General features: G+C 71.1%; 20 protein-coding genes. 11 read left to right on the top strand and 9 right to left on the bottom strand.

Annotation, left to right across the window (positions count from 1 at the left end; genetic code table 11):
* The first annotated feature begins 69 nt into the window (after positions 1-69).
* Positions 70-1,482, top strand: a complete 1,413-nt coding sequence (locus tag ACFVZW_RS09255; RefSeq protein ID WP_384519015.1) for an aminopeptidase P family protein — start codon at positions 70-72, stop codon at positions 1,480-1,482.
* Positions 1,483-1,644: 162 nt separating this feature from the next.
* Complete coding sequence (gene recQ / locus ACFVZW_RS09250; protein WP_384519012.1) at positions 1,645-3,624, top strand: DNA helicase RecQ; 1,980 nt, start codon at positions 1,645-1,647, stop codon at positions 3,622-3,624.
* Between the two features lie 13 nt (positions 3,625-3,637).
* Here the strand turns inward: recQ and ACFVZW_RS09245 are convergent, their stop codons facing one another.
* The 8 genes from ACFVZW_RS09245 to ACFVZW_RS09210 form a co-directional block, all read right to left on the bottom strand.
* A complete protein-coding gene (locus ACFVZW_RS09245; RefSeq protein WP_384519009.1) occupies positions 3,638-4,981 on the bottom strand; it encodes a patatin-like phospholipase family protein in 1,344 nt (447 codons plus the stop codon).
* Entirely contained in the window at positions 4,978-5,412 is a 435-nt protein-coding gene (locus ACFVZW_RS09240; RefSeq protein ID WP_384519007.1) for a hypothetical protein, read from the bottom strand. The genes ACFVZW_RS09245 and ACFVZW_RS09240 overlap by 4 nt, the downstream gene beginning before the upstream one ends.
* Positions 5,409-5,894, bottom strand: a complete 486-nt coding sequence (locus ACFVZW_RS09235; RefSeq protein ID WP_384519004.1) for a hypothetical protein — start codon at positions 5,892-5,894, stop codon at positions 5,409-5,411. Before ACFVZW_RS09235 ends, ACFVZW_RS09240 begins: the two co-directional genes overlap by 4 nt.
* The gene (locus tag ACFVZW_RS09230; RefSeq protein ID WP_384519002.1) at positions 5,891-6,820 is read right to left on the bottom strand and encodes an acetoacetate decarboxylase family protein; all 930 of its coding nucleotides are present in this window, start codon (positions 6,818-6,820) and stop codon (positions 5,891-5,893) included. Before ACFVZW_RS09230 ends, ACFVZW_RS09235 begins: the two co-directional genes overlap by 4 nt.
* A complete protein-coding gene (locus ACFVZW_RS09225; RefSeq protein ID WP_384518999.1) occupies positions 6,817-7,887 on the bottom strand; it encodes an alpha/beta fold hydrolase in 1,071 nt (356 codons plus the stop codon). Before ACFVZW_RS09225 ends, ACFVZW_RS09230 begins: the two co-directional genes overlap by 4 nt.
* Positions 7,888-7,893: 6 nt before the next feature.
* Entirely contained in the window at positions 7,894-9,810 is a 1,917-nt protein-coding gene (locus ACFVZW_RS09220; protein WP_384518996.1) for a metallophosphoesterase family protein, read from the bottom strand.
* On the bottom strand, positions 9,807-12,215 hold the full coding sequence (locus ACFVZW_RS09215) for a GMC family oxidoreductase (protein WP_384518993.1): 2,409 nt from the start codon (positions 12,213-12,215) through the stop codon (positions 9,807-9,809). Before ACFVZW_RS09215 ends, ACFVZW_RS09220 begins: the two co-directional genes overlap by 4 nt.
* Before the next feature lie 168 nt (positions 12,216-12,383).
* Positions 12,384-14,297 carry a S41 family peptidase gene (locus ACFVZW_RS09210; protein WP_384518991.1) on the bottom strand — a complete coding sequence of 638 codons (1,914 nt, stop codon included), beginning with the start codon at positions 14,295-14,297 and terminating at the stop codon, positions 12,384-12,386.
* Between the two features lie 370 nt (positions 14,298-14,667).
* Between ACFVZW_RS09210 and ACFVZW_RS09205 the strand changes: the two genes are divergently transcribed.
* Together ACFVZW_RS09205 and ACFVZW_RS09200 are read left to right on the top strand one after the other, a co-directional pair.
* The gene (locus tag ACFVZW_RS09205) at positions 14,668-15,834 is read left to right on the top strand and encodes an alanine--tRNA ligase-related protein (RefSeq protein WP_384518988.1); all 1,167 of its coding nucleotides are present in this window, start codon (positions 14,668-14,670) and stop codon (positions 15,832-15,834) included.
* Between the two features lie 64 nt (positions 15,835-15,898).
* A complete protein-coding gene (locus tag ACFVZW_RS09200) occupies positions 15,899-16,159 on the top strand; it encodes a hypothetical protein (protein ID WP_384518985.1) in 261 nt (86 codons plus the stop codon).
* 86 nt (positions 16,160-16,245) lie between these two features.
* Here ACFVZW_RS09200 and ACFVZW_RS09195 read toward each other — a convergent pair whose 3' ends face one another.
* Positions 16,246-17,904, bottom strand: coding sequence for an FAD-dependent oxidoreductase (locus ACFVZW_RS09195; protein ID WP_384518982.1), 1,659 nt, complete (start codon positions 17,902-17,904; stop codon positions 16,246-16,248).
* A 234-nt stretch (positions 17,905-18,138) separates the two neighbouring features.
* Here ACFVZW_RS09195 and ACFVZW_RS09190 point away from each other — a divergent pair, with 234 nt between their 5' ends.
* From ACFVZW_RS09190 to ACFVZW_RS09160, 7 genes are all read left to right on the top strand, one after another.
* Positions 18,139-19,263 carry a SchA/CurD-like domain-containing protein gene (locus tag ACFVZW_RS09190; RefSeq protein ID WP_384518979.1) on the top strand — a complete coding sequence of 375 codons (1,125 nt, stop codon included), beginning with the start codon at positions 18,139-18,141 and terminating at the stop codon, positions 19,261-19,263.
* 67 nt (positions 19,264-19,330) lie between these two features.
* Positions 19,331-19,801, top strand: coding sequence for a cupin domain-containing protein (locus ACFVZW_RS09185; RefSeq protein ID WP_384518977.1), 471 nt, complete (start codon positions 19,331-19,333; stop codon positions 19,799-19,801).
* Entirely contained in the window at positions 19,798-21,066 is a 1,269-nt protein-coding gene (locus tag ACFVZW_RS09180; RefSeq protein ID WP_384518974.1) for a beta-ketoacyl-[acyl-carrier-protein] synthase family protein, read from the top strand. The genes ACFVZW_RS09185 and ACFVZW_RS09180 overlap by 4 nt, the downstream gene beginning before the upstream one ends.
* Entirely contained in the window at positions 21,063-22,307 is a 1,245-nt protein-coding gene (locus tag ACFVZW_RS09175) for a ketosynthase chain-length factor (protein ID WP_384518971.1), read from the top strand. The genes ACFVZW_RS09180 and ACFVZW_RS09175 overlap by 4 nt, the downstream gene beginning before the upstream one ends.
* Positions 22,308-22,334: 27 nt before the next feature.
* Positions 22,335-22,595: a phosphopantetheine-binding protein gene (locus tag ACFVZW_RS09170; RefSeq protein WP_384518968.1), complete on the top strand. Its 261-nt coding sequence runs from the start codon at positions 22,335-22,337 to the stop codon at positions 22,593-22,595.
* A 1-nt stretch (position 22,596) separates the two neighbouring features.
* Positions 22,597-23,076, top strand: a complete 480-nt coding sequence (locus tag ACFVZW_RS09165; protein WP_384518965.1) for an SRPBCC family protein — start codon at positions 22,597-22,599, stop codon at positions 23,074-23,076.
* Positions 23,077-23,145: 69 nt separating this feature from the next.
* Complete coding sequence (locus ACFVZW_RS09160) at positions 23,146-23,478, top strand: TcmI family type II polyketide cyclase (protein WP_329112802.1); 333 nt, start codon at positions 23,146-23,148, stop codon at positions 23,476-23,478.
* Positions 23,479-23,560 lie beyond the last annotated feature (82 nt).

Here is a 23,560-nt window from a genome sequence, read left to right as displayed (position 1 = left end):
CGGGCTACTGTCCAGGCGCCGCCGAGGACCGGCGGTCGCGAGGAATCCACCGGGAAGAAGGGGCACGCCGTGGCCAAGGGCCGAAAGAACGGTCTCTACGCAGGGATCTCCGACGAACTCTCCGCGCTGATGCGAACGGGCTGGGCGGACACCGAGCGGCACGATCTGCAGCTCGACGAGCAGGCTCCGTACGCGGCTCGCCGCCGGGCCGCGCTCTCCGCGCGCTTCCCGGGCGAGCGCCTCGTGATCCCCTCGGGGAATCTCAAGGTCCGCTCGAACGACGACACCTACCCCTTCCGCCCGTACTCCGGCTATGTGCACATGACCGGGGACCAGGCCCGGGACGGCGCGCTCGTCCTCGAACCCCGCGCGGACGGCGGCCACGACGCCTACTGCTACCAGCTGCCGCGGGACAGCAGGGAGGACGACGAGTTCTGGACCGGCCCCACGGCGGAGCTGTGGATGGGCCGCCGCCGCTCCCTCGCCGAGTCGGAGCGCGTGCTCGGTCTGTCCTGCCGCGACGTCCGCACCGCGGCCGGCGACCTGGCCGCGACCACGGGGGTGCCCACCCGGATCGTCCGAGGCGTCGATCCCTCGCTCGAAGCCGCCGTCACCACCGACGCGGAGCGCGACGAGGAGCTGGAAGAGGCGCTCGGCGACCTCCGGCTGGTCAAGGACGCCTGGGAGCTGGCCGAGATGCGCAAGGCCGTGGACTCCACCGTGCGTGGATTCACCGACGCGATCGGGGAGCTCTCCCGGGCGGTCGCGTCGTCCGAGCGCTGGATCGAGGGCACCTTCTTCCGCCGGGCGCGCCTCGAGGGCAACTCCGTCGGCTACGGCTCGATCTGTGCCGCGGGCGACCACGCCACGATCATGCACTGGACGGACAACGACGGTCCGGTGCGCCCGGGGGAGCTGCTCCTGTTCGACGCCGGGGTGGAGACGCGCACCCTGTACACCGCCGACGTCACGCGCACCCTTCCGATCAGCGGCACCTTCACTCCCGTGCAGCGCAAGGTCTACGACGCGGTGTACGAGGCACAGGAGGCGGGCATGGCCGCGGTGAAGCCCGGCGCCCACTACCGGGACTTCCACGAGGCGTCCCAGCGCCATCTGGCGGCGCGGCTGGTCGACTGGGGGTTCATCGAGGGCCCCGCCGACCGCGCGTACGAACTCGGCCTCCAGCGCCGCTTCACGATGGCCGGCACCGGGCACATGCTCGGTCTGGACGTCCACGACTGCGCGCAGGCCCGCAACGACGACTATGTCGACGGGGTCCTCGAGCCGGGCATGGTGCTCACCGTCGAGCCCGGGCTGTACTTCCAGCCGGACGATCTCACCGTGCCCGAGGAATGGCGCGGCATCGGAGTCAGGATCGAGGACGACCTGGTCGTCACCGACGGGGGCCACGAGAACCTGTCGGCGGGCCTGCCGCGGTCCGCGGACGACGTCGAGGCGTGGATGGCCCGCTTCGCGGGCTGATCGGGACGTGAGAAGGCCCGGTGCCGGACACGGGGGATACCCGGCACCGGGTCACGGTTGAAGATTCTACAAGCTGTCGAGGGGTCCGCACGCCCGGGCCGGTGGTCCACGGGTTCGCTCGACGCGGCCAGGGGTGTCGGTGGACGCGGCTAGGCTTCAGGAATGGCCCTCTCTGATGCTTCCCCCGAGACCTCCGACGCGACGCAGGTACTCCACCGCGTGTTCGGATACAGCTCCTTCCGGGGCGAACAGCAGGAGATCGTCGAGCAGGTCGTCGCCGGCGGCGACGCCCTCGTCCTCATGCCGACCGGCGGCGGCAAGTCGCTCTGCTATCAGATCCCGGCGCTCGTCAGAGAAGGCACCGGCGTCGTGATCTCGCCGCTGATCGCGCTGATGCAGGACCAGGTGGACGCGCTGACGGCCCTCGGGGTGCGGGCCGGATTCCTGAACTCGACACAGGACCCGTACGAGCGGCAGGCCGTCGAGCAGGCATTCCTCGCCGACGAGCTGGACCTGCTCTACCTGGCACCCGAGCGACTGCGCACCGAAGGCACCCAGCGGCTCCTCGACCGCGGCACGGTCTCGCTCTTCGCGATCGACGAGGCGCACTGCGTCGCCCAGTGGGGCCACGACTTCCGGCCCGACTACCTCGCGCTGTCCATGCTGCACGAGCGGTGGCCGAAGGTGCCCCGGATCGCGCTGACCGCGACCGCCACCGAGGCCACCCACGCCGAGATCGCGGCGCGGCTGGGGCTGGAGGACGCCCGGCACTTCGTCGCCAGCTTCGACCGCCCGAACATCCAGTACCGCATCGTTCCCAAGAACAACCCGACCAAGCAGCTGCTCGAACTGATCCGGACCGAGCATGCGGGGGACGCCGGAGTCGTCTACTGCCTCTCCCGGGCCTCGGTGGAGAAGACCGCCGCGTTCCTGGTCGAGCACGGCGTCGACGCCGTGCCGTACCACGCGGGCATGGACGCCCGCGCGCGTGCGGCGAACCAGTCCCGCTTCCTGCGCGAGGACGGCGTCGTGGTGGTGGCCACGATCGCCTTCGGCATGGGCATCGACAAGCCGGACGTCCGCTTCGTGGCCCACCTCGACCTGCCGAAGTCGGTCGAGGGCTACTACCAGGAGACCGGCCGCGCCGGCCGCGACGGAGAACCGGCCACGGCGTGGCTGGCGTACGGCCTGCAGGACGTCGTCCAGCAGCGCAAGCTCATCGACGGCTCCGAGGGCGACGAGGCGCACCGCCGCGGGCTGGCCATGCACCTGGACGCCATGCTCGCGCTGTGCGAGACGGTCGAGTGCCGTCGTGTGCGGCTGCTGGCCTACTTCGGCCAGCGGGGCGAACCGTGCGGCAACTGCGACACCTGTCTGACCCCGGGCGAGTCCTGGGACGGCACGGTCGCGGCGCAGAAGCTGCTGTCCACGGTGTGGCGGCTGGCGAAGGAGCGGCGCCAGAAGTTCGGCGCCGGCCAGATCATCGACATCCTCCAGGGCAAGAAGACGGCCAAGGTCATCCAGTTCGACCACGACGCCCTCTCGGTCTTCGGCGTCGGAGCCGAACTGGGCACCGCGGAGTGGCGCGGGGTCGTGCGCCAGCTGCTCGCGCTGCGGCTGCTGGCGGTGGAGGGCGAGTACGGAACGCTGGTGCTGACGGAGGAGAGCGGCGAGGTGCTGGGAGGCCGCCGCACCGTCCAGATGCGCAAGGAGAAGGCGGTCCCCGCCCAGGCCCGCAAGGAAGCGCGCTCGGGCAAGGGCGCGCGCGTGCCGGTCGACCTGCCGGCCGCGGCCGTGCCGGTCTTCGAGGCCCTGCGCGCCTGGCGGGCCGCGACGGCGAAGGAGCAGGGAGTCCCGGCGTACGTCGTCTTCCATGACGCGACGCTGCGGGAGATCGCGACCCGACTCCCCGCCACGATCGCCGAGCTGGGCACCATCGGCGGTGTCGGCGAGGCCAAGCTCACCAAGTACGGCGAGGGCGTCCTCGACGCCCTGGGCCGGAGCGACGCTCCCGAGCCGGCCCCTGACGCCCCGGCGCCGACGGCGCCCGCGTCGAAGTCCTCGGGACCGTTGTTCGACGACGAGCTGCCCCCGGACCCGGACGAGGAGATGGAGGAGCCGCCCTGGGACGACTGGCAGTAGGCGGGGCCGGCCCTCAGGGCCGCGTCAGGGCGCGCCGCAGGCCGACCCGGGCCAGTTCGGTCAGGGCCTCGGCGCGGTCGCGGAAGCCGTGCGCGCCGTACGGCTCCACCGAAGCGAGCGCCCGGGCCGTGTCGCGCAGGCCCAGTTCGAGCTCCGCCGCGTACCCGTCGCCGGCCCGGAAGGCCACGCGGCGGGCGTCGGACCACAGGTCCAGGCCCGCGTCGTCCGCCAGATCGCGCCGGGCGCGTACCTCCTGCCAGGCGCCGTCCAGCCGCGCCCGTGCCACGTACTCGACCCCGGCGCCGTCGGCCTCGACCCTGCCGTCGGCCAGCAGCACCCGACCGCCCCACGGCTCGTGGTCGACGTGTCCCACCAGGCGTACACCGGGCGAGGGCGTTCCGTCGGCGGGCAGCGGCAGCTCGACGGTGACGTCGAGGACGAGTTCGGCGCCGCCCGCCTCGCCGCGCATCCGCTCCCGGAACCGCACCCCGCGCGGCGGGTCCGCCATCACCGTGCACGTGGAGTCCTTCCGTACGCCCGACGGTTCGGCGGAAGCGAGGTACTCCCATGCGTCCCGGTAGCCCATCGCCACGAGGGTGTCGGCGGAGATCCGGCCGGCCAGGAACTCCGAGTCGAGCGGCAGCGGATACCGCGGCTTGATCACATGCAGGGCGAACGGCCGGCCCGCCCCCTCGGCGGCCGCCAGTTCGGCGAACAGCGCCCCGTTGGCGCTCAGCTCGATCATGTGCACGTACTGCTCCAAAGGGCCGTGGCCCCAGTACGAGGAGTTCCCGATGCACCACACCAGCCACACCTCGTCGGCGCCGCGGCGCAGCGCCTCCGCGACGTTCGCGTCCTTGATCCACACAGCGTCGGTCCAGACGCGCGCTCCCCGGCGCAGCGGCGGGATGAACAGGGGCAGCGACATGCCCGCGGCCATCAACTCCAGGTCGATCTCCGTGTGCGGCACCGCCACACATGTCTTCGTGGCGAAGTCGGCGACGTTGAACGTGCCCGCCACCGCCGAGGACCGGACGGAATCGACATCGACGCCGAGCGCGGGCAGGACCTTGCGGACCACCCCGTCGGCGTCGCCGAGGGCGGGCAACGCCCACGGCCCCTTGAGATAGTCGCTGAGCGGCAGCAGCGAACTGAAGTCCCGTACGCGCAGCGCGGACCAGCGTCGGCCCATCTCGGCCGGATCCTGTCCCGAGAGCAGCATCCCGGCCGTCATGATCCCGCCCGAGGTCCCGTCGACATGGTCGAAGGCGACGCCGTGCTCCCGCAGCGCCCGCACCACGCCGGTCTGCCAGGCCACCCGCATCCCACCGCCCGCGAGCACCAGGGATCGCCTCATCTCGCGGCCCCCGCGGTGTGGAGGTCCCCGGCCCGGGACGCCAGCCGGCGCGCCATCAGCCAGCAGAGCAGGGCGGTCGCCAGGTCGAAGAAGGCGACGAGCAGGGCGAGCGCCGCGAAGAGGTCCCGGAGGACCCCGATGCCCACCAGCACGAACGCGCCGAACTTCTGCAGCCCCGCCCAGAACAGCAGATACGGCGGCGGGGCCGGGGTCAGCAGCCCCTGGACCAGGAGCCCGCCCACGACGACCATGAACATACCGACGGTCGCGAACAGATGCCTGCTGATCCCCGTCGAGTCCGCCGACAGCCGGTCCAGGACGAACCCCGGAGCGAACAACTGGCACGCGCCGGTCAGCACCGTCACCCCACCGATGAGCACGAGTACGAGACGCAGCGGGTCACGCGTGACATGGGCCGGCAGCACGCTCACTCGAGCGCTCCCAGCAGGTCGCCCTTGGCGACGATGTACCAGACGATCGCCGCCCAGGTGATCGTCGCGCCGACGAAGCGGATGTCGTTGAGCTTCATCCAGCGCACCAGCAGGGGCGTCAGCCCGGCCGGGCCGTCGAACTCCCCGGCCCGGATCTTCTTGTTGACCGGGATGATGATCCCCTGGCCCACCCAGGTGAGCAGGACGATGCCCGCCAGGCAGACCGCCGACAGAATGACGTACCACTCGCCCCATTCGCTCCACACCAATACGATCCCGGAGACGAACATCAGGGGCACGACGACGGTGAAGAACTTCGTCGCCTCGGTCGTGGGCACACCGAAGTGGTCGTCGACGTTCTCCGGGGTCAGGGTGCGCCAGGTCGGATAGAGGAAGAACCGGAGCACCCACATGGTGCCCATGTACATCGTCGCGCCGAACAGGAAGTACAGCGCGTTGATCAACAGCAGGGTCTCCTTCACGTGTCCGCTCCCACGTCGATACGCGGAGGAACGGGCCAGTCCTCCGACAGTCCGAGCCCGACGACGCTTTCCAGCGGCTCCCCGAACGTCCGCCCCGGGTCCTCGCTCGTGAGGAACCAGCACTCGAAGTGGTCGTCGAGCACGCCCTGGGCCGACGGCAGAAAGACGGTGAACAGCGGGTCCTCGGCGATGCCCAGGCCGTGCAGCCCGGCGACCTGCGGCGCGTCGCCCACGACGATACGGGCGCGGGCCCGCTTGCCGAACGCGATGTCGGCCGGTCCGTCGAGGTAGATGAACGACTTCATGAGCATCCCGCGGAACGCGCAGTAGTTCACCGCCCCCGCCTTCAGCGGCAGCGCGGTAGCCGGCGGGCGTTCGATCTCGATGTACATCCCGAGCCGCCCGTCGACCTCGTACTGACTCGACACCGCGGAGTCACCGACCTTGAAGTCGAGATGGGCCTGGTGCTTCGGCATCCCCCAGATGCCCTTGCCGCCCTTGACCGAGATCTCGCTGCTCACGGGCAGGTCCACGACGTATTGCCCGGTGTTGAAGGTGCCGCGCAGCAGCCCCGGCAGCAGTGGTGGAGCAGGCCGCGCCCCGTGCGTGCAGGCGATCGCGATCGAGAACTCGATGTACCGACCGATGTCCGTACGCAGGTAGTTGACGACCGTGATGAGGAGCAACCCCTTGCCGCCGGGCAGCGCCACGGGGTGCAGCTCGTCGCCCGGCAGCATCCGGGCGGCCGCCGCGCGGTCGATGGTGAACGCGGCCATCAGGGCGGGCGTGTCGATCGAGTCGACGGGCAGCTCGAAGGGGATGCCGTCGACCAGGGAGTGCCGTCCGGCGAGCCGGCGCTGTCGGCGCGGCACGGGGGACGGCACGGCCGACAGTCCCAGCCGGGCAAGCTTCAGGATCCGATTCATCGTGCGAGCTCCTCAAGGATCAGCGGGTACGTGTCGGTCGCCGCGCGGCAACCCAGGAACACGTCGAGGTGGCCGTAGCCAGGCAGCATGTGCAGGCTGTCGCGGCCGGGTCGGTGTCTGTTCAGGAAGTCGTAGGTGCGCTGCTGGCTCTCGGCAAGGAAGCAGCGGTTGTCCTCGCCCGCGAAGAGCGCGATCCGCGCGTCGGTCCGCGGTGCCCGGTCGGCGAAGGTCCGGGGGAGTCCCTCGATGCCCTCCGTCGACACCAGCTGCCCGGCGCGGATGCACTGGTTCATCTGGGTGAAGAACGTCATCGGTACATCGGCGAACTCGCCGCGGATCCAATCGTGGGTCGCCTCGTCGATGTTCGCGTGGGACCAGAGGGCCGGCCACCCGCTGCCGTAGGTGTGGCTGACCATGCGGCAGACCGAGTTCCGGCACTCCCAGTGCGCCGCGCACACCAAGCGCACCATCAGCCGGGAGAGCGGGCCGACCGGTCGGTCCCCCCAGCCCGGTGAGATGAACGGCATCATCGGCCTGATGGCCGGCGCGAGACGGGCGATCTTGAACGTCGAGAAGCCGGGGACGACCGGGTGCAGCGACACCGCGTTGCTGACCACCGTCTCCACCTCGGGGAGCAGCCCGGCGGCCAGGGCCATCATGAACGACGTCGACCCCTGGCAGTGCACGACGGCCTTGAGCCGGTCCCTGCCCGTCGCCTTCAGCACGTGCGCCACCGCCGCGGGATGGTCGTACGCCGCCGCCTGGTCCAGCGTCCAGGGCACCGGATCGAGGTCGATCGACGCGCGCCAGTTCAGCAGCCAGACGTCCCAGCCGTCGTCGAGCAGGGCGTCGACGAAGGTGCGCCGCAGCGGCGGCCGGAACAACTCGGCCCGCACTCCGGCACCGTGCACGACGAGCACCGGACCGCGGGTGGGCGGGCGGCCGCCCCGTACGTGCACCAGCGTCAGGGGTCGTCCGTCGAGCGCGGTCAGCGGCCGCACCTCGGTGACGTGGTCGCGGCGGGTCGTCGGCCGGGACGGCGCGCTCGCATCGGGTGTGCCGGTCATGGGCGTTCACGCTCCCCGGGAGATCACGACGGGATCCTCGATCAGCCGCACGGCCGGCTTCCCGGTGGGCACGGGCCGCTTCCCGCCGGACGGCTCGTCGCGAAGCTCCCAGTCACGGCAGATCGTCTTCAGGACCAGCGGATAGAGGGTGAGGTCGCCGCCCGGCGCGATGCGCAGGCGGAGGAATCCCTTGTGGTCCTCGATGGACTGGCCGGACATCTGCCACTCCGCGACCTGGCCGCCCTTCGCGGACAGCACCCACAGGGCGAAGACACCCGAGCCCACGAACGCGCCCAGGAAGGCGGCGAGGGCCAGGCACAGGAGGAGGACGAGCCACCCGTCCCAGGAGGGCGGGAACGGAATCGCCACGGTGATGGCCAACGCGGCGAGCGCGACCAGCGCCTGGGACAGCGTCGCGACCGCCGGCCCGGACGGCGGGAGTGCCGTCCGTGCCGTCGCGACCTCCGGCCCGGACGGCGGGGCCGCCCCCCGTCGGCGGCGAAGCCGGCGGAGAATCCGGCGGAGGAGCCGGCCGAGGAACCCGAGCACGAACAGTGCCGCGGCCACGCCGAGGCACACCGCGCCGAAGCCCCAGAAGTCGTCGAGGCCCGCCCGGCGCACCGCGTCGACGGGCCGCAGCACGCCCTCCGCCAGGGCGAACAGGAAGCACAGCAGAAGGAAGAGACCGGCATGCAGGCCGGCGGCCAGCTTGGCGAAGCCGAGGTTGCGCCACGGCAGCCAGCGCCCCGACCACGGCACGGCGATGCCCCGGGCGAGCCGGCGGGACTCCTCCGCGTCCGGATACGTCCTCCCCATCCGCGCGAACGCCACCGGGGGGTCCTTCTCACGCAGCCGCGAGCCGGGAGGCGGCAACGGCAGCACCGCGGGCAGCCGGTGGGTCGCCGCCAGATACGCGCCGCCCATCCCGCTGGTCACCATCTGGCGCCGCCGCGAGTCCGGTGCCGGGACTCCGGTGCCGGGCGGGTCACCGGGGAGGCGTTCGGCGTACCGGGCGTAGTGGTGGTGGTCGCCGGTCAGCCACAGCCGGACGGACGCGTGTGTCGGTACGCGCCTCTTGGAGCCGGGAACGGCCCGGGTGCGGATCATGTTGCGGTCGAACCAGTGCAGGGCGTTGAAGGCGTCGGCGTTCGTCTCCACGCTCTCCAGCCAGGTCGGCTCGGCGGAGCAGACGATCACACCGTCGCCGGGCTCCAGGTTCGCCGACAGGTGCTTCTCGAAGTAGCGCAGCTGAGGGTCGTCGAAGTACGAACCCAGCTGGCTGTCCAGGCCCACGAGCCACCAGCGTTCGGGCAGGCGCACACAGAAGTAGCTGCGGGTCTGCCGGGTCTGCCAGCCGCCGATCGGCCGCTGCTGGGTGAACATGCGAAGGAAGGCGGTCAGGCCGTCGTACCAGTCGTGGTTCCCCGGCAGCGCGACCATCAGCGGCGGGTCGGCCGCCTTGGGCAGGGCGGCGCGGTACGGACCCTTCATACGGTCCTCGTACGCCGTCGCCGAGGCCGCCGGATACACCTCGTCGCCGCCGAGGACGAGCAGGGAGCCACGTCTCAGCCGAAGGTCGCCGACGGCCGGGGAGGCGTCCGTCCCCTCGATGGCCCGCGGGACGAGGAGTTCCTCCTCGGCGAGCGTCCACGCCACCGAGCTCGTCGCGTCGAAGCCGTCGCCGACGTCGGCCACGTAGTCGATCCAGATCTCCCGAGCGTCGGGCTGCCCGCACGGGGCCTCCAGGAGGTCCGCGTCGAGCACCTCCTGGACCTCCCGCTTGTCCGAGTAGCCGGCGAACACGGCCGCCAGCACGGCCTTGACCGCCGTACGGGCCAGTTGCCTGGGCGCCAGCCACCGCACCTGTTCCTGGGGGGTGAAGTCGAGTTCCTTGGCATGCTCCCGCAGCTCGCGTACCTTCACGCGCGCTCCCCGGCCGGCGTGAAATGGGACCCGTAGACATCCCACAGCTCGCCCAGGAAGAGGCGGCCGAAGCTCTGCAGCGCCCGCGCGGGATGCGGCCCCGAGGCACGGAACGTCGTGAGCTGCTGGGCGAAGTCCCCGGCGAGGATGACGATGATGCCCGCGCCGAGCAGCGGGGCGTCGGCCTCACCCTCCGCCGACACATGTCCGGCGAGCATACGGACGTAGAGAGTCGAGGTGTCGCTCCAGATGTCGAACCCGGGGTCGTCGTGCACCTCCTTGTGCCCGACCAGCGTGAGCGGATTCCCGCCCGGGTCGCGCAGGTGCAGGCGGTACAGCATCCGGCGCCGGCTCGGGTCGTCGTCGCGGGTGAACAGGTTGAACCAGCCGGTCTCGACGGGCAGTCGGCCGCCGAGCACGTCGCACTCGACATGCCCGGTCGCTCCGGCCTGGTGCAGGGGATCCGCGACGAACCGGTCGACGTCCTCGGCGGTGATCGTGAGACGGAACATCAGACGCTGGTTCCGCGCACGGCCGAGCGCCTGCCCCTCGTGCGGGTCGGCGACGTCGAGCGCGATGTGCCCCTTCATCTCCTCGGTGAAGGACAGACTGGTGGGCCGCTCGCCGTCCGTCAGCGCGGCTCCCGCCACCGCCGGCGCCGCCGCGGCCCGCGGCGCGAGGGGCTGTTCGAGGATGCGGTGGCAGGCGCGGTCGGCGAAGGCGGCGATGGTGAGCGACGGGTTCGCGCCGACGGGTCCGGGCAGCGCGGCGCCGTCGAGCACGTAGAGACCCGGATGGCCGAAGACCTCGCCGTACGAGTCGCAGACGCCTTCCGCGGGGTGACGGCCCATCGGCGCGCCGCCGAGCGGGTGCACGGTGATCACGCGGCGGGTCCACCACAGCGGGTTGTCGAGGAACTCGCCGCCGAGCGCCTCGGCCACGTCGGCCATCGTCCGCCGCACGCGGTCGAAGTAGCGGCGCGAGGTGAGCGTGGTCCAGTCGATGTCGAGGTAGCCCCGGCGCAGGCTCATGCGGCCGTCCGGGAGGTCCCGTCCCATGCCGAGGAGCGGCAGCGCCGAGTCGGAGAAGACTCCCGGCCCGAGGAGGCCGGCGAGCCGGCTGCTGATGTTGCTCTGCGGGGTGAGACCGAGCCGGGACCGCAGCCGGTGGAGGCCGAACCCCGCCGTACGGCGGACGCTTCCCGGCACCTGTGACACTTCGGCGAGCCAGTCCACGAAGGCCGGGTAGCCGGCGTCCTCGACGTAGTAGCCGCGTCCCGTCGAGCCGTCCTCGTCGAGTTCGTCGCCGACGCGGATGGCGCTGGTGATCACCGGTCCCGTGCTGCTCGCCAGCTTCCGCGGCCCGCTTCCCGCGGAGCCGCGGGTCGCCTTGAGGACGAGACCGAGCAGATCGCCGTTGCCGCAGAACCGGTTGCCGAGAGCCGGACTGATGCCGCGCAGCGCGGAGCGGTTGCGCAGGAGCAGGTACGTCGATCCGAACGCGCCGGCGGCCAGGACCAGCCGCTTGCAGTGGATCCGGTGCAGCGACAGCCGACCGGTCGGGGTGCGGTGACCCTCGCGGGCCGGGTCGTGGACGACGTAGCTGACCTCGTAGCCGCCACCGGGCCGGGGTGTGAGGCCGCGTACCTCGCAGCGGGTACGGATGTCGGCGCCGTGGTGACGCGCGGCCGACAGATACGTGTGGTCGAGGGTGTTCTTGGCACCCAGGTTGCAGCCGACGTCGCATTCGCCGGTCAGCCGGCAGGTCTCCCGCGGCAGGCCGTGGATGTTGCCGTACTCTGGCTCGGGCAGGGGAGCGCCGGGGACGGGTGACTCGTCGGGCCCGGAGGCGAACGAGACGGCCAGCGGAGGCCGGGACACCCGAAGGTCCAGCAGCTCCGCGGCCTCCCGCATCGCGACGGTCTTCGGCGTGTCCTGGTAGGGGTACGGCGTGGCGCCGAGCATCTTCTCGACGTCGGCGTAGTGCGGATCGAGGTCGCGGCGGCTGATCGGCCAGTTCTCGTACCCTCCGCCGGGCAGCGGCGATTCATGGACGAACCACTTCTCGTCCTTGCGTAGCAGGACGTTGGCGTAGATCAGCGATCCGCCGCCGAGGCCGCTGGAGACGACCCCCTCCAGGCCGCGGAACGACCAGATGTCGAACAGCCCGTGCAGGCCCTCGCTGGGATCCCAGAAGTTGCGGGCCATGCCGGCGGGTGTGCGGGGGAAGCTGCCGGGCGGGTACGGTTTGCCGCGCTCCAGAACGACCACGGACCGGCCACCGGCGGCGAGCCGGTACGCGGCGACGGAGCCGCCGAAGCCCGAGCCGACCACGACAACGTCGACTTCGCCTTCGACTCCGGCGTCGTCCCCTGGTCCTGCCGGGGATGGGGCTTCGTTCGTCATCGGCGATCCCCTTACGGGTGACGGTGATCATCCCGCCCCGTAAGGAGACGCTAACGCCCGTCGCTCCGCCGCACGAGGCGGGCGGTGCGTCCGGGGGAAGCGGCGGCGGTGAGGCCCGCTCCCGGCCCCTGCCGCCTTCCGTTCCCGCCCGGCCGCTCCTCTCGCGTCCTACAGCCGCTCGGTGCGGCTGGCGACGAGCTCGCCGTCGGCGAAACCGTCCACGCGGACCGTCAGGGCCGCCGTGGCCCCCGGCACGTGCACCTCGCCCTGGCCGTCGGGGATGTCCACGGAGGTGCGGGGGCGCTGGTCGAGGAAGACGTCCACGCGGTCGACGTTGGCCGTCCTGAGCGTCAGGCGGAGTGAGCCGTCGGCGCGGGTGGCGTCGGTGATGGTCAACTCCCGTACGGGTTGCGCCTTGAGGAGTTCTCCGGCGCGCGCCATGAGGTCGGCGTTGGCCTCCAGGAGGTCTCGGCGGGTCATCCGGTGGCGTACGTCCGGTACGACGCCGAGGTCCTCCAGGGGCGTACCGGCCCGGTCGCCGACCCGCAGGGACCGACGGATCGCCACGCGCATCCCCGCCTCGTTGGGCAGGGGTCGGTACGGCGAGGAGGTGATCGGGAAGAACCTGATGATGTCGCCCTGCGCCCAGACGTTCGCGCCGCCCGCTCCGGTGTTGTCGTCGGTGCCGAGCACGGTGCCGATCCGGTGGTCCTGGAAGCCGGCGGCGAACATGTCGGTGGCGGAGTAGCAGCGGGCGTTGGTGATGAGGACGACCGGGCCGAAGTACTGCTGCCCGATGTCGTTGGCGAGGGCCTCCGGCGTGAGGGGCAGGGCGGCGGAGAAGGCGGCCCCGATCTCGATCGCCTGCTCCATCGACTTCACCCAGGGGCTGAGGCTCGGGCTGCTGCGGCAGATGCGCAGATTGAGAGGCGTGTTGATGAACTGGAACGGCTCCGGCGTGATCCGGCGCGGTGTCAGGGTCTGCAGGGTGAGCTCCGACGCCCAGACCAGGCCGCCGCCGTTGTCGCGTACGTCGACGACCAGACCGTTCTGGGGCAGCAGGCCGAGGAGCCTGACGAACTCCCCGACGAAGGCGCCGGCATTGTCGACGCTGAAGGTGTGGATGCGGATGTGACCGAAGGTGCCCGACGGCGTCTGGACGGTGCGGGCCGTGAAGACCTTCGGCATCATGCTCACGACCTCGTCCGCCGCGACGGCGGGGGATTCTCCCGAATCCACGGCCTGTTGCTGCTCGATGATGTGCGGGGCGAAGAGCATGAGATTGGCCCGGCTGATCTCGTCGGCCTCGTGGTCCACGCCCATGACGAGCGCGGCCTCACCGGTCGGACCGGCCATCGGCGGGAGGTTCTCCACGATCTGCCAGTTCTCGCGCAGCTCGCGCGCCGTACCGTCGGAGCCGGTGTAGCTGACGGTCACCCACTCCTCGAACGGAGGCAGATGCGCCGAGAGCGAGCGGACCGTCAGCGACTGCACCCCTCGGCTGCGGCGCGCCGCCGCGTTGCTCCCGGCGAACCGGGCGGCGTTGAGCTCGACGGCCTGCTCGATGGGGATTCCGCTCCAGTGGGTGATCTCGACGCCCCGTTCGAAGCCCGGGGCGGAGAAGCCCTGGGTGATGCGGGTGACCACGAACCGCGGCTTCGAGCCGTCGGCGCACTCCTCGACCCGGAAGGGAAGAAAGGCGATCTTGTTGGCGAACGGCGCGGGCAGCTGGTAGTTGGTGTGCAGGTCACGGACCGAGTGGAAGACCGTGGCCATCTCCGCGTGGAAGACCCACTCCGGCGGCATCGTGTCCGCCGTCTGCTGCTCCAGCTGCCGCCGGATGAGACGCAGCCGCTGTACGGGGTTGACCGCGTGCATCGCCATCTTCAGCGGCAGATGTACGTAGTTCTGCTCGATCAGCACCAGGGCCTGATCGACGAGGAGCATCCGCTGCTCCAGGGTGAGCGCGCCGGCACCGGCCAGGAAGTTCTCCAGCTGTGTGGCGGCGGCCAGGCGTTCACGGACCGGAGGGGCCGTTCGCTTGAGGTACTCGGGAGTGGTGTCGGCGGTGACGCGGCGCATGATGCCTCCGTGGTCGGTGTACGGCTCCCTCCCTGTCTTCGGCCGACTGTGCCCCGGTCGACAGAGGTCACGATCCAGTTCACCCGTACAGGCCCGTGCGGTCGGCCCACCGCCTGCTCGCCCACGGATAAATCCGGGTGCGCGACAGCGCGCCGCGTTATGATCGATCGCATGAACGTCACCGGCCGAAGCACCACCGCGACCGCGCGAGCGACCAGCTCGCCGGTTGCCGCCGCCTGACCTTCTCCCTTCCCACCGGCGACCGGAAACGGCCCGCCGGTGTTCTCTTGTGGCGTCCCAGCCCCGGTCGACGACCGAGCCGGCCCGTTCTCCGGTGCCTCCCTTGCAGTCACGCGAAGGAGTCATCCCCATGAAGACCGACCAGATCGTCCGAACCTTCGTCGAGTACTTCGAGGAGCGCGGCCACCGCCGCGTCACCGGCTCGACGCTCCTGCCACCACCCGGTGACCCCGTGCTCTTCACCACCTCCGGGATGCATCCGCTCACCCCGTACCTCGAAGGGCGTCCTCATCCGCTGGGCGGGCGGCTGGTCAACGTACAGCGCTGTCTGCGCACCACGGATCTGGAGGAGGTCGGCGATCCCACCCATCTGACCGTCTTCGAGATGCTCGGCACGTGGTCGCTCGGCGACTACGAGGGCCCGGAGAGTCTCGACTGGGGATACGGGCTGCTCACCGAGGGCCTGGGCGTCGATCCGGGCCTCCTGCATGCCACGGTCTACGGCGGAGACGACCGGACCGGCCCGGACACCTCCTCCCTGGAGTTCTGGCAGAGCCGGGGCGTCCCCGTGGAGCTCACCGTGGAGGACAACTGGTGGTCCAACGGGCCGACCGGTCCGTGCGGCCCCGACTCGGAGATCTTCCTGTGGAGCGGCGACACCCCACCCCGGTCGACGCCCACCCAGGACGACCGCTGGGTCGAGGTGTGGAACCACGTGATGATGCGTCACCGCCGCCTCGACGACGGCTCCCTCGTGCCGCTTCCCCGGCGCAACATCGACACGGGGCTCGGCCTGGAGCGGCTCGCCTCGCTGCTGCAGGGCAGATCGTCCGTGTACGAAGGCGACGTCTTCGACCCCTGGCGCCGCCTCGTACCCCCGATGTGGCCCCTGGAGGAGACCTCGCTGCGCCTGGTCTACGACCACCTGCGCTCGGCCATGGTGATCCTCGGCGACGGGGTGCGCCCGAGCAACACCGGACGCGGCTATGTACTGCGCCGCCTGGTGCGCAGGGTGCTCACCGTGCTGTGGCGGGACGATCCGTCACGAAGCCTCGAAGAGCTGCCGGTCGAGCTGATCGAGCACACCCTCGACCACTTCCGGCAGCCGATGGACCCCCGCGACGTCCGTCGCGTACTGCTCGACGAGCAAGGGCGGTTCGGGCGGCTCCTCGACCGCGGCCGGCAGGTGCTGACCCGTCCCCGCTTCCAAGGCTCGCTCGGAGAGGACGACTTCCACTACCTCCACGACACCCATGGACTGCCGAGGGACCTGGTCATGAGCCTGCGCCAGGAGTAGGAGCGGGCCTCGCGGGCGGGTACGGCGACCTGGTGCTGCGCAACCCGAACAACATTTGGACGGGTTGGATCATCCAACCCTCGCGATCATCGTGGCCCTGCGCTTCACCGACTGGTACCCGGACGTCGCCCGGGCCCGCGCCCGCCGCGCGGCGGGCCGGCCGGGACCGGACCCGCCGAGCCTGTCCGGAATGTTCGTCCCGCTCGCCGGGCTGCTCGTCCCCATCGGGATCGCCGTCCTGATCTTCGACGACGTCTGGTGGCCGGGCGCGGCCCTGATCGTGGTCGGCATCCTGCTCACGAAGGCACTGCGGCAGTCCGGGTGACCCGGCCGACCGAACGCGCCGGCCGTCCGGAGCGCCCCGGCTTCAGGGCGCCCCGGACGGCCGGCGTACGGGCGACGAGGAAGCGGTCACTCCCGGTCCAGGACCGCCGCGAGGACCTTGCGCAACGTCGCCCCGGGGTCCGCGACCGCACCTTCCGACCGCCAGGCGACGAACCCGTCGGGGCGGACGAGGACCGCACCGTCCGCGGTCACGCCGTGGAGTTCCGCCCAGTCCGCTTCGCCCTCCGGGGACAGCTCCGCGTCGGACCCGTCACCGATGCGGTACGAGTCGACCGGCACCGACAGCTGCTCCGCGACGCGCTTCGCCGCGGTGTGCCACATACCGGCGCCGCCCGCGGCACTCAGGAGCACCAGGGACCGCTCGTACAGGTCGAGGGTGGAGACACGGTCGCCGGCGCGGTCCAGCCACATGTGGGGCGCCCGGCTGCCGGGCTCGCCCGTCAACCGCAGCCCGTCGGGGACGACCGGAACCTCCCGGTCGGCACCCTGGACCGCGCCCTGGGGGTAGCGGTAGCCCAGCGCCACGTTGAGGATCCCGCCCTTCCTTCCCCCGCCGCCGGAGGCTTCGGGGGAGGGTGCGTACCCGGGGTGGCTGTGCTCGACCGAACGTGACGAGGCGCGGGAGCTCGTCGCCTCGGCGACGGGCCTGCGCTCCGCGTCGTAGGTCTCCAGCAGGCCCGGGCCCGCCCATCCGCCGAGGACGGCCGCCAGCTTCCAGGCCAGGTTGTGCGCGTCCTGGATACCGGTGTTGGAGCCGAACGCCCCGGTGGGCGACATCTCGTGGGCCGAGTCACCGGCGAGGAACACCCGGCCGTCCGCGTACCGTGCGGCGACCCTCTCGGCCGCGTGCCAGGGCGCTCTGCCCGTGATCTCCACATCGAGATCAGGCACTCCCACGGCCCGCCGGATGTGGTCCCTGCAGCGTTCGTCGGTGAACTCCTCCTCCGTCTCGCCGGTCTCGGGGTGCCAGGGCGCGTGGAAGACCCAGCGCTCCTGGTTGTCGACCGGCAGCAGGGCCCCGTCGGCCTCCGGGTTCGTCAGATAGCAGACGACGAAGCGCCGGTCGCCGACGATGTCCGCGAGACCCCGGGAGACGAAGGTGATGCTCACGTTGTGGAACAGGTCGCCCGGGCCGTTGTGCCCGATGCCGAGCCGTTCGCGAACGGGGCTGCGCGGGCCGTCCGCCGCGACGAGATAGTCCGCGCGGATCGTGAGGTGCTCGCCCGTGTCACGGCTCTTGACCTGGGCGGTCACCCCCTCGGCGTCCTGCTCGAACGACATCAGCTCGGTGGAGTACCGCAGATCCCCGCCGAGCTCGCGAGCGCTCTCCAGGAGCACCGGCTCGAGATCGTTCTGGCTGCAGAGGCACCATCCGGCGGGGCTGAACCGGGCGACCCCGCCGCCGGGGTCGATCTCCTTGAACAGCCACTCGCCGACATCGCCCACCAGGCTCGGTGTCTGCAGGATGCCGTTGTTCCGCGCCAGGACGGACGCGGCATCGCGGATGCGCTCCTCGACACCGGCGCCACGGAACACCTCCATCGTGCGCACGTTGTTGCCGCGCCCGCGGGGGTGGAACGAGGTGCCCCGGTGCCGTTCGACGAGCGTGTGAGGAACGCCGAGACGCCCCAGGAACAGCGAGGTGGAAAGGCCTACCAGCGAGCCGCCGACGATGAGGACGGGCGTGCGGTGACCGACTTCGCCGGCTTCTTCGATTCGGTTCATTGATCGCCTCCAGCGTCGCCTGCGACGCATGCCAGGGGTGGAATGCAGATGCATGCCCCCTACGGACCGGTTCGCGCGTGCGGGGCACCCGAATGAACGCGCAGTTCACTCATCCGCCCCGTGGGGCTCGCGCGGATCGCGGCGCGCGCCAACGATCGGCACATGACGACTCCGGGCTTTCGGGCACGGCGGTCCTCCCCGACCCTCCTCGCGGAAGAGAAAGAGGTGCGCTGGATGTCCATCTCGGGACGCATTTCGCAGTCGGCGTTCGACGGCTCGAGGCTGCGGGTGATCCTGCTGCTCGACCTGTACGAAGGGGCTCAGCAGCAGTTCCTGGACGCGTACGAACTCATGTGCAAGCAGGTCGCGTCCGTACCCGGTCACATCAGTGACCAGCTCTGCCAGTCCATCGAGAACCCCTCGCAGTGGCTCATCACCAGCGAGTGGGAGAGCGCTCCGCCGTTCCTCGCCTGGGTGAACAGCGAGGAGCACGTCGAAACCGTCAAGCCGATGCACAGCTGCGTCCGGGACACCCGGTCGATGCGCTACAGCATCCTGAGGGAGACCGGTCCCCGTCAGCCGCTCACGCCCGAGGGGGCGTCGTCGCGTCAGCAGGTGGCCGCCCGTGTCGGTGACGGTGTGGCACGCCACGCCCTCACCTTCACCGTCAAGCCGGGCTCCGAGTCGAAGGTCGCGGAGCTCCTGGCCGGGTACAAGTCGCCCAAGGCCCAGGTCGACGAGAACACGCGGCTGCGCCGCACCTCGCTCTTCATGCACGGCAACCGCGTCGTACGGGCCGTGGAAGTGGAGGGCGATCTCCTCGCGGCGCTGCGCCACGTCGCCCGTCAGCCCGAGGTGCGAGCGGTCGAGGAGGCCATCAACCCGTACCTGGAGCAGGACCGGGATCTGACCGACCCCGAATCGGCACGCGTCTTCTTCACCCGGGCCGCGCTCCCGGCCGTCCACCATGTGGTGTCCGGCCGGCCGGCAGCGGGCGACGTGCGGCGCCACGCGCTGTACTACCCGGCCAAGGAAGGCTGCGGGATGGAGCTGGCCCGGCTGCTCGCCCATCAGGACGCGGCCGCGGCGGACGACCCGAAGAGCCCGGTGTACGGCAGCACCGTCTTCCAGCGCGACGACATCGTGGTGCGCCTCGTCGACCTCACCGGCGAGCTCGACGCCGACCCCGTCGCCTCGCTGGGCCTCAAGGGCCCCGGGACCGCCGCCGAGCTGGAACGACTCCTCGACGGTGCCGCGATCGGCGTCGAGGGCTCCCTGGAGACGGAGCGCAACATCAACCGCCTCCTGTCGCACGCCGACATGCTGCCCATCACCGACCGCAGCTCGGCGGATTCCTGACGTGCGGCCGTGGCCCCGGCCGCGGCCGTTCACCCCGCACGCCACTTCCACACCGGAGGTAACAACCATGCTCAAGCAGCGTCCTCGCATCGTGACCCTGAGCGAGACGGAACCCAACCGCAGGCGCGGGGGTGACCTGCGGGCCATGCTCACGCCGGCCACCGTGGGTTCCACCAGCGGCTTCATGGGCCTGGCGATCGTCCAGCCCGGCGAGCGCATCGGTGAGCACTACCACCCGTACTCCGAGGAGTTCGTGTACGTCGTCTCGGGCGCGCTCGAAGTGGACCTGGACGGCGAGACGTTCGGGCTCCAGCCCGACCAGGGCCTCCTGATCCCCATCGACATGCGGCACCGGTTCCGCAACGTCGGTGACGTGGAGGCCCGCATGGTCTTCCACCTGGGCCCGCTCGCCCCGCGACCGAGCCTCGGCCACGTCGACACCGAGGTCACCGAGGAAGGCGAGCTCGCCGCGGCGGGGCCGCACCTGACCGTGCACGACCCGGCTCAGGTGTCCGAGCGAAGCGGGGCCATCGAGTGACCCGGCGAGTGGCCGTCACCGGTATCGGTGTGGTCGCTCCGGGCGGCACCGGAGCGAAGGCGTTCTGGGACCTCCTCGCCGCCGGCCGTACCGCGACCCGCGGCATCACCCTGTTCGACCCGGCCGGCCTGCGCTCACGCATAGCCGCCGAGTGCGACTTCGACCCGACGGCCCACGGCCTGGACCCGGAACTGAGCCGACACGCCGACCGGTACATCCAGTTCGCCGTGGTCGCCGCCGGGGAAGCCGTACGCGACTCCGGACTCGACACCGACACGGAAGACCCCTGGCGCGTCGCCGTCTCCCTGGGCAGCGCCGTCGGCGGCACCACCCGGCTCGAACACGACTACGTCCTGGTCAGCGAGGGCGGGCAGCGGTGGGACGTGGACCATCGCGTGGCCGACCCGAAGCTGCACATGGCCTTCTCGCCGAGCACCCTCGCCTCGGTCGTGGCCGAACAGTTCGGAGCCCGGGGACCGGTGCAGACCGTCTCCACCGGCTGCACCTCCGGCCTCGACGCCGTCGGCTACGCCTTCCACACCATCGAGGAAGGCCGGGCGGACGTCTGCATCGCCGGCGCGTCGGACTCGCCGATATCGCCGATCACCATGGCCTGCTTCGACGCCATCAAGGCGACGTCGCCCGACAACGACGACCCCGAGCACGCCTCCCGGCCCTTCGACGACCACCGCAACGGGTTCGTCATGGGCGAAGGCGCGGCGGTCCTCGTCCTGGAGGAGTACGAACACGCCAGGGCCCGCGGTGCGCACATCTACTGCGAGATCGGCGGCTACGCCACCTTCGGCAACGCGTACCACATGACCGGTCTGACCGGTGAGGGGCTCGAGATGGCCCGGGCGATCGACTCCACGCTCGACCAGGCCCGGCTCGACCCCACGCTGATCGACTACGTCAACGCGCACGGCTCGGGCACCCGGCAGAACGACCGGCACGAGACCGCCGCCGTGAAGCGCTCCCTGGGCGCCCACGCCTACGACACCCCCATGAGCTCCATCAAGTCCATGGTGGGGCACTCGCTCGGCGCGATCGGCGCGATAGAGGTCGTCGCCTGTGTCCTCGCGCTGAAGCACCAGGTGGTACCCCCGACGGCGAACTACGAGACCCCCGACCCCGAGTGCGACCTGGACTACGTGCCGCGCACCGCCCGCCCGCGGAAGCTGAGGAACGTGCTCTCCGTGGGCAGCGGATTCGGCGGCTTCCAGTCCGCGGTCCTCCTGACCGGGCCGGGAGGGAGGTCACGATGAGCAGTCACCGACCACGGCGCGCGGTCGTCACCGGCATCGGTGTGATCGCCCCCAACGGATTGAGCGCCGAGGCGTACTGGAAGTCGGTCCGGGAAGGGCTCGGCGTTCTGGACCGGATCACCCGCGAGGGGTGCGAGCACCTGCCTCTGAAGGTCGCGGGCGAGGTCCGGGGCTTCGACGCCTCCTCCCTCATCGAGGAGCGCTTCGTCGTCCAGACCGACCGGTTCAGCCACTACGCCATGGCCGCGGCCTCGATGGCCCTCGACGACGCGGGCATCCGCGACAACCCCGAGGAGCCCTTCGACATCGGGGTGGTCACCGCCGCCGGGTCCGGCGGCGGCGAGTTCGGACAGCGCGAGCTGCAGAAGCTGTGGGGACAGGGCTCCAAGTTCGTCGGCCCGTACCAGTCCATCGCCTGGTTCTACGCCGCGAGCACCGGCCAGATCTCCATCCGGAGCGGCTTCAAGGGGCCGTGCGGAGTGGTCGCCAGCGACGAGGCGGGCGGACTGGACTCCGTCGCCCACGCGGCACGGGCCGTACGGCGCGGCACGGGTGCCATGATCGTCGGCGCCGCCGAGGCACCCCTCGCGCCGTACTCGATGGTCTGCCAGCTCGGATACCCCGAGCTCAGCACCGTCGAGGACCCGGACCGCGCCTACCGCCCCTTCACCGCGGGAGCCTGCGGCTTCGTCCCGGCGGAGGGCGGCGCCATGCTCGTCGTGGAGGACGAGACCCGCGCCCGCGACCGGGGAGCGGCCGTCCGGGCCGTCGTGGCCGGCCATGGCGCCACGTTCACCGGTGCCACCCGCTGGGAGGAGTCCCGCGAGGGACTCGCCCGCGCCGTCCGTGACGCCCTCGACGAGGCCCAGTGCGCCCCGGAGGAGATCGACGTCGTCTTCGCCGACGCCCTGGGCGTACCGGAGGCGGACCGAGCCGAAGCGCTGGCGATCGCCGACGCCCTGGGAGCCCATGCCACCCGCGTACCCGTCACGGCGCCCAAGACCGGGATCGGCCGCGCCTACTGCGGGGCGCCCGTCCTCGACACCGCGGCCGCCGTCTTCGCGATGGAACAGGGCCTGGTGCCCCCCACCCCCAACGTGTTCGACATCAGCCACGACCTCGACCTCGTGATGTCCCGCGCTCGCCCCGCCGAGCTGCGCACGGCCCTCGTCCTCAGCAGAGGACTCATGGGATCCAACGCGGCGCTGGTCGTGCGCCGCGGCGACGACTCCGCCCGGTAGGACCGGGCGGGAAGGAGAAGCACACACATGATCACCACCGCACTGACCTTCGACGAACTCGCTTCACTGATGAAGCAGGCGGCCGGAGTCACCGTCGACCCCCGGGAGCTCGAGAAGGCGCCGGACGCGCCCTTCAGTACCCTCGGCCTCGACTCGCTCGGCCTGCTCGGCATCGTCGGCGAGCTGGAGAACCGGTACAGCGTCTCGCTGCCCACCGACGCGGAGCGCTGCAAGACGCCCGCCGAGTTCGTCGTTCTCGTCAACAACACGCTCAAGACGGGAGTCTGACGTGTCCGGACACACCGACAACACCATCACCATCGACGCTCCGCTCGACCTCGTCTGGGACATCACCAACGACATCGAGAACTGGCCGAACCTCTTCAGCGAGTACGCCTCCCTCGAGGTGCTCTCCCGCGAGGGCGACTCCACCACCTTCCGCCTGACCATGCACCCGGACGAGGCCGGGAAGGTCTGGAGCTGGGTGTCGGAGCGCACCGTCGACCGCCCCAAGCGGACCGTCAACGCCCGCCGCGTCGAGACCGGACCGTTCGAGCACATGGACATCCGGTGGGAGTACGAGGAGACCCCGGCCGGCGTCCACATGCGCTGGGTGCAGGACTTCGCGATGAAGCCCGACGCTCCGGTCGACGACGACTGGATGACGGACAACATCAACCGCAACTCCCGCACCCAGATGGCCCTCATCCGGGACCGCATCGAGCAGGTCGCCCGCGACCGCCGGAGCGCTTCGGTCCTGCCCGGCTGACGCCCACCCGCACAGTCCGGACCCGTACACCCGTACCCCGTACACCCGTACACCCAGGAAGGACGCTCGATGCACCACGCCCTGATCGTCGCCCGCATGGCACCCGATTCGGCGCCGGCGATCGCCGACGTGTTCGCCGCTTCCGACCGCGGCGAACTCCCGCACCTGGTCGGCGTCACCCGGCGCAGCCTCTTCCAGTTCGGGGACGTCTATCTGCACCTGATCGAGTCCGAGCGGGACCCGGCCCCCGCCATCGCGAAGCTGACGGGGCACCCGGAGTTCCGGGACACCAGCGAGAAGCTCTCGGCGTACGTCAGCGCGTACGACCCGAAGACATGGCGCAGCCCCAAGGACGCCATGGCGCACTGCTTCTACCGCTGGGAGCGGGACGCCGGTTCCTGAGCTCCTGAGCGAACGCACGACGGAGAAACCCGAGGCCGCCCGCCCCCCCCCCCCCCCTCCGAGCGGCCGGGGACAGTGAGAA

Origin of the sequence: Streptomyces sp. NPDC059567 (assembly GCF_042735655.1) — a bacterium.
GTDB lineage: Bacteria > Actinomycetota > Actinomycetes > Streptomycetales > Streptomycetaceae > Streptomyces.
Note: the sequence above shows the minus strand (reverse complement) of the source record. Positions and strands in the feature narration are given on the sequence as shown.

Excerpts from the sequence above, each read along its gene's own strand:
- recQ (WP_384519012.1), top strand. The coding sequence starts at position 1,645 with ATGGCCCTCTCTGATGCTTCCCCCGAGACCTCCGACGCGACGCAGGTA.
- ACFVZW_RS09245 (WP_384519009.1), bottom strand. The coding sequence starts at position 4,981 with ATGAGGCGATCCCTGGTGCTCGCGGGCGGTGGGATGCGGGTGGCCTGG.
- ACFVZW_RS09230 (WP_384519002.1), bottom strand. The coding sequence starts at position 6,820 with ATGAATCGGATCCTGAAGCTTGCCCGGCTGGGACTGTCGGCCGTGCCG.
- ACFVZW_RS09225 (WP_384518999.1), bottom strand. The coding sequence starts at position 7,887 with ATGACCGGCACACCCGATGCGAGCGCGCCGTCCCGGCCGACGACCCGC.
- ACFVZW_RS09215 (WP_384518993.1), bottom strand. The coding sequence starts at position 12,215 with ATGACGAACGAAGCCCCATCCCCGGCAGGACCAGGGGACGACGCCGGA.
- ACFVZW_RS09210 (WP_384518991.1), bottom strand. The coding sequence starts at position 14,297 with ATGCGCCGCGTCACCGCCGACACCACTCCCGAGTACCTCAAGCGAACG.
- ACFVZW_RS09205 (WP_384518988.1), top strand. The coding sequence starts at position 14,668 with ATGAAGACCGACCAGATCGTCCGAACCTTCGTCGAGTACTTCGAGGAG.
- ACFVZW_RS09195 (WP_384518982.1), bottom strand. The coding sequence starts at position 17,904 with ATGAACCGAATCGAAGAAGCCGGCGAAGTCGGTCACCGCACGCCCGTC.
- ACFVZW_RS09190 (WP_384518979.1), top strand. The coding sequence starts at position 18,139 with ATGTCCATCTCGGGACGCATTTCGCAGTCGGCGTTCGACGGCTCGAGG.
- ACFVZW_RS09185 (WP_384518977.1), top strand. The coding sequence starts at position 19,331 with ATGCTCAAGCAGCGTCCTCGCATCGTGACCCTGAGCGAGACGGAACCC.
- ACFVZW_RS09175 (WP_384518971.1), top strand. The coding sequence starts at position 21,063 with ATGAGCAGTCACCGACCACGGCGCGCGGTCGTCACCGGCATCGGTGTG.
- ACFVZW_RS09170 (WP_384518968.1), top strand. The coding sequence starts at position 22,335 with ATGATCACCACCGCACTGACCTTCGACGAACTCGCTTCACTGATGAAG.
- ACFVZW_RS09160 (WP_329112802.1), top strand. The coding sequence starts at position 23,146 with ATGCACCACGCCCTGATCGTCGCCCGCATGGCACCCGATTCGGCGCCG.